The organism is Streptomyces sp. NBC_00212 (genome assembly GCF_045206365.1).
GTDB lineage: Bacteria > Actinomycetota > Actinomycetes > Streptomycetales > Streptomycetaceae > Streptomyces.
This window is the reverse complement of the sequence record NZ_CP108115.1, coordinates 6,359,453-6,373,976: the sequence shown is the minus strand read 5'-3', so window position 1 is coordinate 6,373,976 and position 14,524 is coordinate 6,359,453. Positions and strand designations below refer to the sequence as shown.

15 protein-coding genes and 1 riboswitch are annotated in these 14,524 nt (G+C 72.6%); of the genes, 7 read left to right on the top strand and 8 right to left on the bottom strand.

What is annotated here, in order from left to right; all coding sequences use genetic code 11:
- Nucleotides 1-27 precede the first annotated feature (27 nt).
- From OHA17_RS29045 to OHA17_RS29035, 3 genes are all read right to left on the bottom strand, one after another.
- On the bottom strand, nt 28-417 hold the full coding sequence (locus OHA17_RS29045; protein WP_053727764.1) for a DUF3040 domain-containing protein: 390 nt from the start codon (nt 415-417) through the stop codon (nt 28-30).
- Between the two features lie 276 nt (nt 418-693).
- A complete protein-coding gene (locus OHA17_RS29040; protein ID WP_406509005.1) occupies nt 694-1,452 on the bottom strand; it encodes a class I SAM-dependent methyltransferase in 759 nt (252 codons plus the stop codon).
- A 167-nt stretch (nt 1,453-1,619) separates the two neighbouring features.
- On the bottom strand, nt 1,620-2,165 hold the full coding sequence (locus OHA17_RS29035; RefSeq protein ID WP_406509004.1) for an SAV_6107 family HEPN domain-containing protein: 546 nt from the start codon (nt 2,163-2,165) through the stop codon (nt 1,620-1,622).
- Between the two features lie 202 nt (nt 2,166-2,367).
- Here OHA17_RS29035 and OHA17_RS29030 point away from each other — a divergent pair, with 202 nt between their 5' ends.
- The 5 genes from OHA17_RS29030 to OHA17_RS29010 all read left to right on the top strand — a co-directional run bounded on the left by OHA17_RS29030 (nt 2,368) and on the right by OHA17_RS29010 (nt 8,296).
- The gene (locus tag OHA17_RS29030; protein ID WP_406509003.1) at nt 2,368-3,147 is read left to right on the top strand and encodes an ATP-binding cassette domain-containing protein; all 780 of its coding nucleotides are present in this window, start codon (nt 2,368-2,370) and stop codon (nt 3,145-3,147) included.
- Nucleotides 3,119-5,203 carry a YhgE/Pip family protein gene (locus OHA17_RS29025; protein WP_406509002.1) on the top strand — a complete coding sequence of 695 codons (2,085 nt, stop codon included), beginning with the start codon at nt 3,119-3,121 and terminating at the stop codon, nt 5,201-5,203. The genes OHA17_RS29030 and OHA17_RS29025 overlap by 29 nt, the downstream gene beginning before the upstream one ends.
- Nucleotides 5,204-5,214: 11 nt before the next feature.
- Nucleotides 5,215-5,823: a TetR/AcrR family transcriptional regulator gene (locus OHA17_RS29020; protein ID WP_398876827.1), complete on the top strand. Its 609-nt coding sequence runs from the start codon at nt 5,215-5,217 to the stop codon at nt 5,821-5,823.
- A gap of 312 nt (nt 5,824-6,135) precedes the next feature.
- Entirely contained in the window at nt 6,136-6,753 is a 618-nt protein-coding gene (locus OHA17_RS29015; RefSeq protein WP_398876829.1) for a DUF4126 domain-containing protein, read from the top strand.
- A gap of 31 nt (nt 6,754-6,784) precedes the next feature.
- Nucleotides 6,785-8,296, top strand: coding sequence for a phytoene desaturase family protein (locus OHA17_RS29010; protein WP_406509001.1), 1,512 nt, complete (start codon nt 6,785-6,787; stop codon nt 8,294-8,296).
- Between the two features lie 31 nt (nt 8,297-8,327).
- Here OHA17_RS29010 and OHA17_RS29005 read toward each other — a convergent pair whose 3' ends face one another.
- The 5 genes from OHA17_RS29005 to OHA17_RS28985 all read right to left on the bottom strand — a co-directional run bounded on the left by OHA17_RS29005 (nt 8,328) and on the right by OHA17_RS28985 (nt 12,917).
- Entirely contained in the window at nt 8,328-9,185 is an 858-nt protein-coding gene (locus OHA17_RS29005; protein WP_406509000.1) for a hypothetical protein, read from the bottom strand.
- A gap of 60 nt (nt 9,186-9,245) precedes the next feature.
- Nucleotides 9,246-10,163 carry a methylenetetrahydrofolate reductase [NAD(P)H] gene (gene metF / locus OHA17_RS29000; RefSeq protein WP_406508999.1) on the bottom strand — a complete coding sequence of 306 codons (918 nt, stop codon included), beginning with the start codon at nt 10,161-10,163 and terminating at the stop codon, nt 9,246-9,248.
- A gap of 160 nt (nt 10,164-10,323) precedes the next feature.
- Nucleotides 10,324-10,974, bottom strand: a complete 651-nt coding sequence (thiE, locus tag OHA17_RS28995) for a thiamine phosphate synthase (RefSeq protein WP_406508998.1) — start codon at nt 10,972-10,974, stop codon at nt 10,324-10,326.
- A gap of 108 nt (nt 10,975-11,082) precedes the next feature.
- Nucleotides 11,083-11,448 (bottom strand): Rv2175c family DNA-binding protein, encoded by a 366-nt coding sequence (locus OHA17_RS28990; RefSeq protein ID WP_053727812.1) that lies wholly within the window; start codon nt 11,446-11,448, stop codon nt 11,083-11,085.
- 245 nt (nt 11,449-11,693) lie between these two features.
- Complete coding sequence (locus OHA17_RS28985) at nt 11,694-12,917, bottom strand: NAD(P)/FAD-dependent oxidoreductase (RefSeq protein WP_406508997.1); 1,224 nt, start codon at nt 12,915-12,917, stop codon at nt 11,694-11,696.
- Between the two features lie 119 nt (nt 12,918-13,036).
- Nucleotides 13,037-13,148, top strand: a riboswitch (TPP riboswitch).
- Between OHA17_RS28985 and thiO the strand changes: the two genes are divergently transcribed.
- Both thiO and thiS read left to right on the top strand, forming a co-directional pair.
- The gene (thiO, locus tag OHA17_RS28980; protein ID WP_406508996.1) at nt 13,146-14,327 is read left to right on the top strand and encodes a glycine oxidase ThiO; all 1,182 of its coding nucleotides are present in this window, start codon (nt 13,146-13,148) and stop codon (nt 14,325-14,327) included. (Overlaps the previous riboswitch by 3 nt.)
- Nucleotides 14,324-14,524, top strand: coding sequence for a sulfur carrier protein ThiS (thiS, locus tag OHA17_RS28975; protein ID WP_406508995.1), 201 nt, complete (start codon nt 14,324-14,326; stop codon nt 14,522-14,524). The genes thiO and thiS overlap by 4 nt, the downstream gene beginning before the upstream one ends.

Here is a 14,524-nt window from a genome sequence, read left to right as displayed (position 1 = left end):
CTCAGGTCAGGTCAGAACGGGGCGGGGCTAGCGCCCCTCATCGCGGCGCCGCTGCCAGCGCTGCTCGATCCGGTCCATCATCGAGCGCCGCTGCCGGGCCTGCCGCGGCGCGGCGGAACCGCCCGCACGCGCCTGTTCACCGGGACGCGGCGCCTTGCGCCAGCCGGTGACCGCGAGCACCGCACATCCGAGCATGACGAGGAATCCCACCACACTGATCCAGATCTGCTGCGCGACCATTCCTGCCATGAGGAGCGCGATACCCACCAGGAAGCCGGCGACCGCCTGGTAGACCCGTCGCCGGGTGTACGTACGCAGCCCGCTTCCCTCAAGCGCTGTCGCGAACTTGGGATCTTCGGCGTACAGCGCTCGCTCCATCTGCTCGAGCATGCGCTGCTCGTGCTCCGAGAGCGGCACGGAGTCCTCCTACTCGTCGGTCGCGGGGGGCGACCGGATGCGGCCCCTTCAGGATAGGCAGGGAATCGCCCCCGTGAAACCCGCCCTCTACGCCAATTCGCCAGCCGGGCCGCCACGGCGGCTCGGCTGTGGAGATTCAATTCCCCAAGAGCCGATCCGTCATGCCGGACGGTGTCCACCGATCATACGGGGCGAAGCCGCCGATCGGGGGGCCTGTGGCGTACTCCATGCGGCACAGCGTCGCTGATCAGCCCGCCGGGGACGGCGGGAGCGGGGTCAGCCGTGCTTCTCGCCCAGTACGTGCAGCTGGGTGGCGACGGCGTGGAAGGCGGGCAGTTCGGCGGCCGCGGCCTCCAGCTTGAGGAGCGCGTCCAGGGCGCCCGGCTCGGTGTCCACCAGGACGCCGGGGACGAGGTCGGCGAAGACCCGCACGCCGTGCACCGACCCGGCCGTGGCCCCGGCGCCGCCGACGAGCTCGGTGAGCTGCTCGGCGGTGAACCGGTGCGGGACCGGGTCGCCCGCGCCCCAGCGGCCCGCCGGGTCGGAGAGCGCGTGGCGGGCCTCGGTGAAGTGCCCGGCGAGCGCGCGGGAGAGCACGGCGCCGCCGACGCCCGCGGCGAGCAGGCTCAGCGCGCCTTCGGGACGCAGCGCGTCCACCGCGTTGCGCACGCCTTCCGCCGGGTCCTCGACGTACTCCAGGACCCCGTGGCACAGCACCGCGTCGTAGCCGCCGCGCTCGACCACGTCGAAGAGGCCGAGCACGTCGCCCTGGACGCCCTGGACCCGCTCGGCCACCCCGGCCTCGGCGGCCCTGCGCTCCAGTGCGAAGAGCGCGTTGGGGCTGGGGTCGACCACGGTGACCCGGTGCCCGAGGGCGGCCAGCGGCACCGCGAAGTTGCCGGAGCCGCCACCGGTGTCGAGCACGTCCAGGGCCTCGCGACCGGTCGCCTTGACCCGGCGGTCGAGCGCTTCCTTGAGGACCTCCCAGACCACGGCGGTACGGAGGGAGGCGCGGGGGCGCATGGGGTCCGACACGGCAGTTGACTCCTCGGCGCGGTGCCGCCGCGGACGCGGCGTGGGAAGGGGTTGCGACGCGTCCACCCTAATGGGAGGTGAAGCGGCGACCCGTCATCCCTCGTTGCGTCCCCGGGCCGCCCGGGGTCGGCCGCGGGCCGACCGTGGCCGGGGCGGGCCGGGCGCCGTCAGCCGGCCCCCCGTTCCGGCTCCGCCTCCGGCTCGCGGGTCCTGGGCTGGGGCAGCACGGGCTGGAGGACGAGGAGGCGCTCGACCAGGCGCAGGAACATCGCCGCGTCGCGGAGCAGGTCGTCGGCGTCCCGGGTGGTGGCGGCGCCCTGGATGCCGGCCTCGGCGCGAGCCCGCCGGTCCGCCCCCGAGGCGAACAGGGCGCTCCACTCGGTCAGTTCGGGCGCTATTTCCGGCAGCACTTCCCAGGCGCTGCGGATCCGCCGGCGCCGGCGCGGGTTGGTCTCGGGCCGGCCGCGCGCGGCGAGGACGGCGGCCGCGGTGCGCAGGGCGGCCAGATGGGCCGTCGCGTACCGCTCGTTGGGGGCGTCGAGGACGGCCGCCTCGTCCAGCCCGCCGCGGGCCTGGGCGAGCAGGTCGAGCGCGGCGGGTGGCGCGCCGGCCCGGCGCAGTACGGGGTGGACGTCGTTCGGGGCGCCGTTCAGTGAGGGGGCAGGGCTGCTGGCGCGGCGCCGGGGTGCGGCTGCTGCGGGTGAGCTGGCCATGACGAACCTCCTGTCGTCGTGTGACGGCACAGTGGCCGTATGTGTCCATCGTGGGGCCCACCACTGACAATCGACCCGAATCACCCCCTGACCTGCCACTTTGCCTCGCATACGGGTTCGGGCTATCTTTTGTACTGACCAGTCAGTTCAAAAGAATGCGACCGGAGTTCCGGCCCGGGGGACGCGCAGAGCAGGGGGGAATGTGGACAGCCCGCACTCGGAAGTGACCGGCGCGGCGATCCGCGCCGAGGGCTTCGGGCTCAAGGGACCGCGCGGCTGGGCCTTCAGGGGGGTCGCCATCGACGCGGCCCCCGGCTCGCTCGTCGCGGTCGCGGGGCCCTCCGGTTCCGGCCGGACCTGCCTGCTGCTCGCCCTCACCGGCCGGATGAAGCCGGCCGAGGGCTGGGCGCGGGTGGCCGGCCATCAGCTGCCGCGCAAGATGGCCGCGGTGCGGCGGATCAGCGCGCTCGGCCATGTGCCCGGGGTCAGCGAGCTCGACCCGGCGTTCACCGTCGCCGAGCACCTGCGCGAGCGCGTGATGCTGCAGCGCCGCTACGACGGTTCGGTGCGGGCGCTGCTGCGCTCCCCCGCCCAGCGCCGGGCCGAGTCCCGCGCCCGGATCGACGAGGCGCTGGCCGCCGCGGGCCTCGACCTCGCCTCGCTGCCCAAGCGCGACCACACCTCCGTACGCGATCTCGAACGGCTGGAGGCGCTGCGGCTCACGGTCGCGCTCGCGCTGATCCAGCGGCCCCTGCTGCTCGCGGTCGACGACACCGACCTGAAGCTGTCGGACGCCGAACGGGCCGCCGCCTGGGCGCTGCTGCGCTCGGTCGCGGACGCCGGCACCACCGTGCTCGCGGTGTGCAGCGAGGCGCCCGCCGGGGCCGACATCACCGTAGTGACGACCGAAGCCGGCGCCGAGGACGGGGCCACGAGCAAGGAGGGGGCGGCGGATGCGTTCGCCACGACTGGCAGCGCTTGAGCTGAAGCGGTTCGGCAGGGGGAAGCTGCCGCGGGCCGCGCTGGTCGCGCTGCTCCTGCTGCCGCTGCTCTACGGCGCGCTCTACCTGTGCTCGTTCTGGGACCCCTACAGCCGCCTCGACCGGATTCCGGTGGCGCTCGTCAACGACGACAAGGGGGCCGACGCCGCCGGGCAGAAGCTCCATGTGGGCGACGACCTCAGCAAGAAGCTGCTCGACAGCAAGACCTTCGAGTGGCACGAGGTCAGCGGCGCGGAGGCGCGCAAGGGCCTGGAGAAGGGCACCTATTACCTGTCGCTGACGATGCCCGCCGACTTCAGTAAGAGGATCGCGTCCAGCTCCGGGGACACCCCCGAGACGGGCGCGCTCCAGGTGCGGACCAACGACGCGAACAACTACATCGTGGGGTCGATCTCCAAGACGGTGTTCTCCGAGGTGCGCGCCGCCGCCTCCAGCAAGGCCTCGCGGTCCTTCCTCGACAAGATCTTCATCTCGTTCGGCGATCTCCACGACGCCACCGAGAAGGCCGCCAAGGGCGCGGGCGACCTCAAGGACGGGCTCGGCAAGGCCAAGGACGGCTCCAAGGATCTGGCCGACGGGCTCGACAACGCCAAGGACGGCAGCGGCAAGCTGGCCGGCGGCATCACCAAGCTCGACACGGCCGCGGGCACCCTGGCGGGCGGCGCCCAGCAGGTCGCCGACGGCACCCAGCGGATCGCGGACGAGGCCAACGGGGCGGCCGGCAAGGCGCGGCCGTACCTCAAGGACAACGGCAAGACCGTCGGGGACTCCGCCAAGCTCCTCGCCGACTCGATCCCGCCGGTGCGCGACAACCTCAAGAAGATCATCGCCCTCGCCCCCGAGGCGGCAACCGGCACCCGCAAGGCCTCCCAGGACGTCAACACGCTCTACCAGCAGCTCTGCGTGGACAAGTCCACCGAGGGACAGGTGTGCCCGACGCTGGACAGGGCCAAGAAGGCGATGGCCACCGGCGCGACCCTTACCGCGGACGTCAACGACCTCGTCAAGGACCAGGGCGGTGACTTCAAGAAGCTCGACAAGAGCCTCGAAGACCTCCAGACCAAGGCCAAGGACCTGGCCGCGAAGGCGCCGCAGCTCTCCACCGACCTGGAGACGAAGGTCGCCGACATCAACAAGCTCAACAAGGGCGCGCACGACGTCGCCAAGGGCGCGGCCGGCATCCACGCCGGTCTGGGCAGCGCCAAGACGGGTTCCACCGACCTCGACACGGGCGTCGGCAAGCTGAAGGAGGGCGCGAGCGCCCTGGACGGCGGGATCGTCAAGCTCTCCGACGGCTCCGTGCAGTTGGCGACCGGCCTGCACGACGGCGTCGGCAAGATCCCCGACTACGACAAGCAGCAGCGCGACCAGCGCACCGACGTGATGGCCGACCCGGTCAAGCTGGCCTCGCAGGCGATGCACAAGGCGCCCAACTACGGCACCGGGTTCGCCCCGTACTTCATCCCGCTCTCCCTGTGGGTGGGCGCGATGGTCGCGTACATGCTGATCCAGCCGCTCAACCGGCGCGCCCTGGCCGCCGGGGCCTCGGCCTGGCGGATCGCGTTCGCGGGCTGGCTGCCGGTGGCGACCGTCGGGGTGCTCCAGATCGCCGCGCTGATGTCGGTGCTGCACTTCGGGCTCGGGCTCGAAATGCAGCGCACGGCCGGCACGCTGGGCTATCTGGCGCTGACCTCCTGCTGCTTCGCCGCGATCGTGCAGTGGCTCAACGCCAAGTTCGGGGCGGCCGGGCGCATCCTGGTGCTCGCCGTCCTGATGCTCCAGCTGACCTCGGCGGGCGGCACCTACCCCGTCCAGACGAGCCCGGCGTTCTTCAACGCCATCCACCCCTACCTGCCCATGAGCTACGTCGTGGACGGGCTGCGCAGGCTGATCACCGGCGGCGACCTGGGCGTGGTGTGGCAGGGGTGTGCGGTCCTGGCGGCCTTCACCGTGGGCGCCCTCGCGCTGACGGCACTGTCCGCCCGGCAGAAGCAGGTGTGGTCGCTCGACCGGCTGCACCCCGAGCTGAGCCTGTGAGAATCGACGCCATGGACAGCAGCAGCACCAGACGGCAGGCGACCCGGCAGAAGCTCTACGAGGCCGCCGTGACGCTCATCGCCGAACAGGGGTTCTCGGCCACCACGGTCGACGAGATCGCCGAGCGGGCCGGCGTCGCCAAGGGCACGGTCTACTACAACTTCAAGAGCAAGACCGAGCTGTTCGAGGAGCTGCTGCGGCACGGCGTGGGCCTGCTGACCGCGTCTTTGCAGGCGGCCGCGGACGAAACCGCCGAGCGAGGTGGAACCAAGGTCGAGGCGCTTGACGCGATGATCCGGGCCGGCCTGGACTTCATCCACCGCTACCCGGCCTTCACCCAGCTGTACGTCGCCGAGCTGTGGCGCACCAACCGCGCCTGGCAGTCGACGCTCCTGGTGGTGCGCCGGGAGGCGGTGGCAGTCGTCGAGACGGTGCTTCGGGACGCGGTGGCGGCGGGCGAGCTGAGCGAGGAGATCGACATCCCGCTCACGGCGGCGGCCCTGGTCGGCATGGTGCTCGTGGCCGCGCTGGACTGGCAGGCCTTCCAGAGCGAGCGCTCCCTGGACGACGTCCACGCGGCGCTGTCAAGGCTGTTGCACGGCAGAGTCAGCGGCCGTTAGGCCCTGACCCCGGAGACGGAAATACGCCGGGCCGGTGCGGTTCAATCCCCCATGAACCGCACCGGCCCGGCGTTTCCCCCGAACGTCCCCCCGGGTATCCCCCGTACCCCGTTACGTCCAGGGAGCCGCGCCGGTTCCGCCGCCCCGTGTCGGCGGTGCCGGCGCCGCGCCCCTTCCGTGGTCTCCACCTTCCCGTCCGCGCAGGTGGGAGCCCATCCGTGCAGGTACTCATCTCACCTCCTAGGTACGGATACTCAGACGTCCGTGCTCAACCCCAGTCGTGAACGGCCGGATCTGGTTAACATCGCGACCGTGTCCGTACTCCCCCTCGTGTTCACCAGCGGCTGGGCGAGCGGGGTCAACGCGTACGCGGTGGTCCTGCTGCTCGGCATCTTCGGCGCCACCGGCCTCACCGACGACGTGCCCGACGCGCTCCAGCGCCCCGACGTCCTGATCGCCGCCGGCGTCCTGTTCCTCTGCGAGGCGGTCGCGGACAAGATCCCGTACGTCGACTCGGTCTGGGACTCCGTGCACACGGTGATCCGGCCGATCGCGGGCGCGGTCGTCGGGGCGCTGCTCGCCGGGCAGAACGGTTCGCTGCCGGATCTCGCGGCGGGCGCGGTGGGCGGTTCGACGGCGCTGATGAGCCATCTGGTCAAGGCCGGGACGCGGATGGCGGTGAACACCTCGCCCGAGCCGTTCAGCAACATCGCGCTGAGCACGGCGGAGGACCTGGGCGTCGCCGGGATCATAAGTTTCGCGATCTTCCACCCTCTCGCGGCGGCCGTGATCGCGGGCACGCTGCTGGTGCTCGGCATCGTGATACTGGTCGTGCTGTGGCGCAGGATCCGCCGTTTCCGGCGGCGCAGGGCGCAGCGCCGGGAGGAGAAGCGGCTGGCCGCGGCGGGGGTCCACGAGCCGCCGGACTGAGTTGTCAGTGGCGGCGGATACAGTCGCAGACATGGCACGGATTGCGGTGATCGGCGCTGGTGTGGGCGCCATGGCGGCTGCTGCCCGGCTGGCCGTGGCAGGCCACCGGGTGACGGTGTACGAGCGCTCGTCGACGTACGGCGGCGCACTGGGGCGGTTCGAGCGGGACGGGTTCGTCTTCGACACCGGCCCCGGTCTGCTGCGGCTGCCCGCCGTCTACCGCGACCTGTTCGTGAAGACCGGCAAGGAGCCCCTGGAGAGCCTCGTGGAGCTCGCCCCGGTCGACCCTGCCTCGCGCCATCTCTTCGCCGACGGTACGGAAGTGTCGCTGCCCAACGCCTCGCGCGCGGGCGTGATGTCGGCCCTCGACGCGGCTCCGGGGGCGGGCGCGGGCGAGCGCTGGGGCGCGTTTCTGATCCGAGCCAGGGAGGCCTGGGACCGCACGCGCCGGCCGCTCCTGGAGGAGCCCCTGTGGCCCAACTGGCAGGTCCTCGCCCGCGAGCCGTACCCCGCGCCGAAGCAGCGCCGGCTGCTCCGCGCGCCCCGGCAGGCGGCCACCCTGTGCGAGGTCGCCGAGTGGGAGCTGGGCGGCGGGCACCTGGGCGCGCTCCTGGAGAGCTACGCCCTGGAGTACGGCCTGGACCCGAGCACGGCCCCCGCCTCCGCGGCGGTGCTGCCGTACATGGAGCAGACCTTCGGCAGTTGGTACGTCCGCGGTGGCATGCGGGAGCTGGCGCGCGCGGTGTACGAGCGCTGTCTTGCGAGGAAGGTCGAGTTCGTCTTCGACGCCGAGGTGACGCGGGTCCGCGAGAAGGACGGCAGGGCGGCCGGCGTCGAGCTGGCCGACGGCACGGCCGTGGAGGCGGACCACGTGGCGTGCGGCGCGGACCCGCGCGGTCTCGAACGGATGCTGCCCGGCCGGGAGTTGTGGGCGCCCGGCACGGTCCGGCCCGCCGCCACGGCCCGGCCGAGCCGCTTCACGGTGCTGCTCGCACTGCGCGGCGCCCGCCCCTCGGACGCCGCGCACCGCACGGTGGTGCACTCCCCCAGTGCCACGGCCGAGGCGCGCGCGGCCTTCGCGGGAACGCACGACGCACCGCCGACGGTCACGGTGCTGCGTCCCGACGATCCGGCGGTGCGGCCCGACGACGACCACGAGGCGATGACGCTGACGGCGACGGTCGCGCCCGACGGCCCGGTCGACTGGACGGACGAGGCGCTGGTCCAGCGGTACGCCGACGAGCTGATCACGGCCGCCGCGCGGGCCGTGCCCGAGCTGCGGGAGCGGCTGCTGTGGCACGAGTCCCGCACCCCTGTGCACATAGCGGAGGCAACCGGCGCCCGGGGCGGTTCGGTGCCCGCGCCCTCACTGGCCGGGGCCGAGGCCGCGCTCCTGCACCCGTCCAACACCACCGCTCTGCCGGGCCTCTATCTGGCGGGCGGCTGGGCGCATCCCGGCGGCGGGCTCGCGCACGCCGGGATGTCGGGCGCGCTGGTGGCCGGGCTGATCGTGGAGGGGGACGACTTCCGGGGCTCGCAGTGAGCCCCGGCCGGGCACCCGGCCCGGGGATCGGTCAGTAGCGGTAGGGCTGCTGCTCGGGGTGGTGCGGCTGGTCCGGGTGGTTCGGGTCGTACGGCTGCTGCGGCTGCTGGACCTGCTGCTGCTCGTACGGGATGTACTCGCCGTCGCGCTGCTGCGGCACCCAGACACCGCCGGGCGGGGTGTCCGTCGCGTACTGCGCGGTGAGCGGGTCGGGGTAGGACTGCTGGCCGCCGAAGCTGTCGTAGCCGCTGTACGTGCCGTATGCCTGGCCGCCGTTGCCGATGTACGGGTCCGAGTAGGCGGCGTACTGCTGCTGCCCGGCGCCCGCGTCGTCGTACTGCGGGGCGTAGGGGTCGGCGTAGGGCTGCTGCGGGTCGTACGCGCCGTACTGGGGCTGTGCCTCGGGCTGCTGGGCGGGGGTGTAGATGCCGTACTGGCCGGTCTCGTCGGGCATCGGCTGCGGCTCGTAGACCGAGTCGGCGTGGGCCGAATCTGCGTGCAGCGGCTCGCCGTTCGCGTCCAGGGAGCCGGCGGCGGCCGCGTCCTCGTACTGGAGGTCGGAGACTTCGAGTACGGGTTCCGCGGCGGGGGCGCTCTTGCCTCGGCTCGCCCTGCGGCGGCGGCTCGCGCCCGGCCTGCCGCCGAGCGCCCAGCCGGTGGAGAAGCCGCGCCGGAAGGAGAGCGTGACGTACACCTGCCCGACCGCGAAGGCGATCGCGCCCAGGATGATCACGAAGACGGACGGGATGAGGACGCCGAGGACCACGCCCACGAATCCGGTGAAGGCGAGCAACCGCCAGCGCAGCCGCGCCTTGTACTGCAGCAGCACCTCGCCGAGCAGCCACAGTGCGACGATTCCGAACGCGATGTAGAGGACCGTCCAGCCCATGTACGCCCCTCATTCTCCTGTCCCGGGTGCAGCTGTCCCCTGACCCGGGCCGGTTTTCGGCTACGCCTGCTGGTGCAGGCCGAGATTCTCGTAGATTTCGAGCGTCGCCGTGGAGTTGTTGAGGGTAATGAAGTGCAACCCGGGTACGCCATCGGCGAGCAGCCGTGAGCAGAACTCCGTGGCGAACTCGATGCCAATGGAGCGTACAGCGGCCGGATCGTCCTTGACGGCAAGCATCCGGTCCCGCAGGTCCTCCGGGAAGGCCGCGGTGCTGAGTTGGGGCAGTCGTTCCAGCTGCTTCACGCTGGTCACGGGCATGACCTCGGGGATGATCGGGGTCTCGCAGCCGGCCGCCGAGACCCGGTCGCGCAGCCGCGAATAGTTCTCGGGCTCGAAGAACATCTGGGTGATGGCATAGTCGGCGCCCGCGCGGCACTTGTCCACGAAGTGCCGGATGTCGGAATCCCAGTCCACGGAGCGGGGGTGCATCTCCGGGAAGGCCGCGACGCCGACGCAGAAGTCGCCCGACTCCCGGATGAGCGCGACGAGTTCGGCCGCGTAGGTCACACCCTGGGAGTGCTTGACCCACTCGCCCATGGGGTCGCCCTTCGGGTCGCCGCGCACCGCGAGGATGTTGCGGATCCCGGCGTCGGCGTACTGGCCCACCGTGTGGCGCAGCTCGGCGACCGAGTGGCCGACGGCGGTGAGGTGGGCGACCGGAGTGAGGGTGGTGTCCTCGGTGATCTGCTGGGTGGCCTCGACGGTTCCGGTACGGGTGGTGCCGCCGGCCCCGTACGTCACGGAGACGAAGTCGGGGGCGACCGCTTCGACCCGGCGCAGCGCGTTCCAGAGGTTCCGCTCGCCCTTCTCGGTTTTGGGCGCGTAGAACTCGAAGGAGTACGTGGTCTCGCCGGTCGCGAGCATGTCGCGCACGGTGCGTGCTCGATCAGTCCTGGTGGAAGCTGTGCCAAGGGCCATACTCGCAGGTTAGCCACGGGTGCCTTGACCCCCAACCAAACGGGGGTTAAATGTCTCGATTGCCGGACTTCTGTCCACCCCTCGGACAGCGGACTCCTCGCCCGGGGTTTTTGATCACGGTTGACACCCCCGGTGACCAGCGCCGTTGACCGGCCCCGAGCTACGCGAGCCGCTCCCGGACCCGCTTGGCGAGGTCGGCGGCGGCCGCGGCCGGGTCGGCGGCCTCGGTGATCGCCCGCACGACGACGACACGGTCCGCGCCCGCGTCCAGGACCTCGTCCAGGTTGCCCGCGTCGATCCCGCCGATCGCGAACCACGGCCGGTCGGTGCCGAGCGAGGTGGTGTACCGCACCAGGTCGAGACCCGGCGCGTACCGGCCCGGCTTGGTGGGGGTGGGCCAGCAGGGCCCCGTGCAGAAGTAGTCCACGCCCGGCTCGGCGGCGGCCGCGGCGGCCTCCTCGTTCGCGTGCGTGGAGCGGCCGATCAGCACCGTCTCGCCCAGGATCGCCCGGGCGGCGGGCACCGGCAGGTCGCCCTGGCCCAGGTGCAGCACGTCGGCGCCGATGGCGTGCGCCACGTCGGCCCGGTCGTTGACCGCGAGCAGCTTGCCGTGCCGGCGGCAGGCGTCCGCGAAGACGGCCAGGTGCTCCAGCTCTTCGGCGGCCTCCATGCCCTTGTCCCGCAGCTGCACGATGTCCACGCCCGACGCAAGGACGGCGTCCAGGAACTCGGGCAGATCACCCTGGCGCTTACGGGCGTCGGTGCACAGGTAGAGGCGGGCGTCGGCGAGCTGCTCACGGGCCGTGGGCATGGAAGGTCCCCCGTTGTGTTCGTCTTCGGCCGGGCCGCGCGGTGTACGGGCCGGGTGGACCGGACCGTACACCGCGGGCTTGTCGGCGCTGTCGGGTGGGCTCTCGGCTCAGAGGGCGAGCGCCTGGGCGCGGCGCTTCACCTCCGTGCCGCGATTCTCACTGAGGGCCTGCGCGGGGGTGCCGGGCAGGCTCGGGTCGGGGGTGAAGAGCCACTCCAGCATCTCTTCGTCGGAGAAGCCGTCGTCCCTCAGCAGCGTCAGCGTCCCGACCAGCCCCTTGACCACCTTGTCGGTGTCGATGAAGGCGGCCGGCACCTGGAGCGCCCTGTTCTCACCGCGGCGTACGGCGATGAGCTGGCCCTCCTTGACCAGCTGCCGTACGCGCGTCACCTCCACGTCCAGCATCTCCGCGATGTCGGGGAGGTAGAGCCAGGCGGGGACGAGAGCATCAATCTTTGCGTCAATCTCGGTCACGGTCACAAGCGTGCCATCTCGCACTGACACTCGGTACCGGGGTGGTCCCTCGGGGGCTGTGCCCCCGGGCCCCTTCCTGGGGGCTGCGCCCCCAGCCCCCCGTTGGGGGCGCTGCCCCCGGACCCCCGCTCCTCAAACGCCGGAGAGGCTTGACTTGAGTTCGACTGCGGCTCGTTCGTGGCTGGTCGCGCAGTTCCCCGCGCCCCCAAAGGGCATGCTTGCCGAACAGGACCGCGCCGCCCCGGCTACCCCTGGGTCGCCGCTTTCAGCGGGACCGACGGGTCAGCCACCTTCGCCCCGTCCAGTGGTTTCGCCGATTCGATGAGTTTGCGGCCCTGGGCCAGGTCCCTTGGGCGGCCCACTGCCAGGACCGCCACCAACGCCCCGTCCCTCAGCCAGCAGACCGACCACGGGGCCGAGGACGGGTCGCCGCGCCAGACCACGTCGTCGGCGTCCGTGTGGTGGCCCGCGTACTGGACGAAGCGGCCGAACTGTTCGGACCAGAAGTACGGGACCGGGTCGTAGTCGGCGGCGGCCTCGCCCACGATGTCGGCGGCCACCGTGCGCGGGCCCTGGAGCGCGTTGTCCCAGTGGTGGACCAGCAGGCGTTCGCCGAAGCGGGCCGAGGGGAACGAGGCGCAGTCGCCGACCGCGTACACGTCGGGGAGCGACGTGCGCAGGCGGGCGTCCGCGGTGATCGCGCCCTCGGGGCCGAGCGCGATGTCCGAGCCGGTCAGCCAGCCGGTCGCGGGGCGGGCGCCGATGCCGATGACCACGGCGTCGGCGGGCAGCCGGCGGCCGTCGGCGAGCAGCACCTCGCCCGGCACGACCGCCTGGACCCGGGCGCCGGTGAGGAGTTCGGCGCCGGATTCGGCGTACCAGCCGGCCATCGGGGCGGCGACCTCGGCGGGGAGCACCCCGGCCAGCGGGCGGTCGGCGGCCTCCACGACGGTGACCTCGCAGCCCGCGTCGCGCGCGGCGGTGGCGAACTCCGCGCCGATCCACCCGGCGCCCACCACCACGATCCGGTGCCGCTGGTCGAGGACCGGGCGAAGGCGCCGCGCATCGTCGAGGGTGCGCAGCAGGTGGACGCCGGGCACTCCCCCGCTGCCGGGCAGGGTGAGCGGTTCGGCGCCGGTGGCGATGACCAGGGTGTCGTAGCCGACCTCGCCCGCCTCGGTGACCACCACGTGCTCGGCGGGCCGCACCCCGGTGACTTCGAGGCCCAGGCACAGGTCGACGCCGAGTGCTTCGAAGTCCACCTCGAAGGCCGAGCCCTCGGCCTTGCCGAGCAGGACCGCCTTGGACAGCGGGGGCCGGTCGTAGGGCTGGTGGGGTTCGGCGCCGATGAGGGTGATGGCTCCGGCGAAGCCCTGTTCGCGCAGGGCCACCGCGGTCTGCACGCCGGCCATGCCCGCGCCGACGACGACCACGTGCCGCGCTTCGGAATGCGTCTGCTGTTCGCTCACCCGATCACCATAAGCAGCTGACTATTCGTCAGGTAAGGGGTCCGGTCAACGCGGCCGCCCCCGGGTCGCCCGGATGCTCCCTTACTCGGGGCCGGGGGCTCGGGCTATGGTGGCAGGCGTAAAGCACTCGCGGGAGCCCGGACGCACCGGGCTGAGAGGGAGGCTGGCGGCCTCCGACCGTACGAACCTGATCCGGGTCATGCCGGCGAAGGGAGGGGCTGGACGCCCATGCGTTCTTCACACAACGGGTCCGGGAACGGGTCCGACGTCCTCGTGGTCGGGGGCGGCATCATCGGGCTCGTCACCGCCTGGCGGGCCGCCCAGCGCGGCCTCGGTGTCGTGCTCGCCGACCCCGAGCCGGGCGGCGGCGCCGCCCAGGTCGCGGCCGGGATGCTCGCCGCCGTCACCGAACTCCACTACGGCGAGCAGACCCTGCTCGCCCTCAACGTCGAGTCCGCCCGCCGCTACCCGGCCTTCGCGGCCGAGCTGGCGGAGGTCACCGGCCTCGACACCGGCTACCGCGCCTGCGGCACCCTGGCCGTGGCGCTCGACTCCGACGACCGCGCCCACCTGCGTGACCTGCACGCGCTCCAGGTCCGCTGCGGCCTGGAGTCGGAGTGGCTGTCCGGGCGCGACTGCCGCCGCCTTGAGCCCATGCTGGCGCCCGGCGTGCGCGGCGGCCTTCGGGTCGACGGCGACCATCAGATCGACCCGCGCCGCCTGGCCAAGGCGCTGGTCAGCGCGTGCGCACAGGCCGGGGTGCGGTTCGCGCACGGCTGGGTCGAGCGGCTTTCCGTCGTACGGGAGCGGGCCGTCGGCGTCGTCCTGGCGGACGGCACCGAGCTCGCCGCCGACCAGGTCGTACTCGCCGCGGGCAGCCTCAGCGGCCGCCTCGCGGGCGTTCCGGAAGAGCTCCTGCCTCCCGTACGTCCCGTGAAGGGCCAGGTCCTGCGGCTGACCGTGCCGCCCGCCTACGCGCCCTTCCTGTCGCGGACCGTGCGGGCGGTGGTGCGGGGCAGCGAGGTCTATCTCGTACCGCGCGAGAACGGCGAGCTCGTCGTCGGCGCCACCAGCGAGGAGCTCGGCTGGGACACCACGGTCACCGCGGGCGGGGTCTACGAACTGCTGCGGGACGCCCACGAGTTGGTGCCCGGGATCACCGAGCTGCCGCTCACCGAGACCCGGGCCGGGCTACGCCCCGCCTCCCCCGACAACGCGCCCCTGCTCGGCCCGACCGCGCTGCCCGGGCTGCTGCTCGCGACCGGCCACTACCGCAACGGCGTGCTGCTCACCGCGGTCACCGGCGATGTCATGGCGCACGTCCTGACCACCGGTGAACTGCCCGACGAGGCACGCCCGTTCACCCCCCGACGCTTCGCCTCCGCACCTTGGGAGCTGACGACCGCATGACCATCTCCGTCAACGGCGAGCCCCGCGCGCTCGCCTCCGGGACCACCCTCGACGTCCTCGTCGCCACCCTCACCCCGTCCCGCTCCGGGGTCGCCGCCGCCGTCAACGAGGCGGTCGTGCCGCGCAGCGCCTGGCCCACCACCACGCTCGGCGACGGCGACCGCGTCGAGGTCCTCACCGCCGTGCAGGGGGGCTGA

Coding starts and splice junctions, on each gene's coding strand:
- OHA17_RS29035 (WP_406509004.1), bottom strand. CDS start 2,165: ATGGCCAGCTCACCCGCAGCAGCCGCACCCCGGCGCCGCGCCAGCAGC.
- OHA17_RS29025 (WP_406509002.1), top strand. CDS start 3,119: ATGCGTTCGCCACGACTGGCAGCGCTTGAGCTGAAGCGGTTCGGCAGG.
- OHA17_RS29020 (WP_398876827.1), top strand. CDS start 5,215: ATGGACAGCAGCAGCACCAGACGGCAGGCGACCCGGCAGAAGCTCTAC.
- OHA17_RS29010 (WP_406509001.1), top strand. CDS start 6,785: ATGGCACGGATTGCGGTGATCGGCGCTGGTGTGGGCGCCATGGCGGCT.
- OHA17_RS29005 (WP_406509000.1), bottom strand. CDS start 9,185: ATGGGCTGGACGGTCCTCTACATCGCGTTCGGAATCGTCGCACTGTGG.
- metF (WP_406508999.1), bottom strand. CDS start 10,163: ATGGCCCTTGGCACAGCTTCCACCAGGACTGATCGAGCACGCACCGTG.
- thiE (WP_406508998.1), bottom strand. CDS start 10,974: ATGCCCACGGCCCGTGAGCAGCTCGCCGACGCCCGCCTCTACCTGTGC.
- thiO (WP_406508996.1), top strand. CDS start 13,146: ATGCGTTCTTCACACAACGGGTCCGGGAACGGGTCCGACGTCCTCGTG.
- thiS (WP_406508995.1), top strand. CDS start 14,324: ATGACCATCTCCGTCAACGGCGAGCCCCGCGCGCTCGCCTCCGGGACC.